We start from the raw sequence: 769 nt of genomic DNA, 5'->3' as shown, positions 1-769 counted from the left end.
GGCTCTGTTGCACAAATCGGCTTAAGGCCGAGGTTCCCCTTTCCCCGGACGGACTTATCCCACAGCTTCCGTGACGGGTATTCCGAGCGCGGTGTAGCCGTTCAGGACGGCGATGCGGACCTGGAGTTCGGCGACCTGTCGGTCGAAGTCCCGTGCCATGAGCCGCTGGCCCAGCAACTTGATACAATGCATCTTTGTCTCGACGCGGCTTCGGCGGTGGTATCCACTCCATCGTCGCCAGAGCGCGCGGCCCAGGTATTTCGCCGCGCGCAGGGCCTCATTTCGGGCCACGGCTCCGGCGGTGATCGTCTTCCAGGGCTTCGCGTTCTTGCGGGGCGGGATGACGGCATGGGCACCGCGATCTGCAATCGCATCGTGGCATTTGCGCGTGTCGTAGGCGCCATCAGCCGTAACGCTACCGATTTCTTGGTCCTGCGGGATTTGGTCGAGAAGGTGGGGTAGGAGGGGCGCATCACCGATGTGGCTCCCGGTGACTTCGACGGCCCGGATCTCCAACGTTTCTTCATCGATCCCAAGGTGGAGCTTGCGCCAGACGCGCCGTTTCGGGCCGCCATGCTTGCGTGCGTGCCACTCGCCTTCACCTTCGACCTTGATCCCGGTGCTGTCGATCAGCAGGTGCAACGGCCCCTTGGAGCCGCGGTAGGGGATGTTCACGGCCAAGGTCTTCTGGCGGCGAGATAGCGTGCTGAAGTCGGGCACCGTCCAGTTCAGGCCGACCAGCCGTAGCAGGCTCTCGACGAACCCGGTC

At 63.7% G+C, this 769-nt stretch carries 1 protein-coding gene; it reads right to left on the bottom strand.

The window, feature by feature from the left end; translation table 11 throughout:
• Positions 1-54 precede the first annotated feature (54 nt).
• The coding region (locus C6W91_RS21215) for an IS5 family transposase (RefSeq protein ID WP_370571621.1) at positions 55-769 on the bottom strand (715 nt) is incomplete at its 5' end.

The sequence above is a fragment of the Phaeobacter sp. SYSU ZJ3003 genome, from assembly GCF_041300735.1.
GTDB classification, from domain to species: Bacteria; Pseudomonadota; Alphaproteobacteria; order Rhodobacterales; family Rhodobacteraceae; genus Phycobacter; species Phycobacter gallaeciensis_A.
Note: the sequence above shows the minus strand (reverse complement) of the source record. Positions and strands in the feature narration are given on the sequence as shown.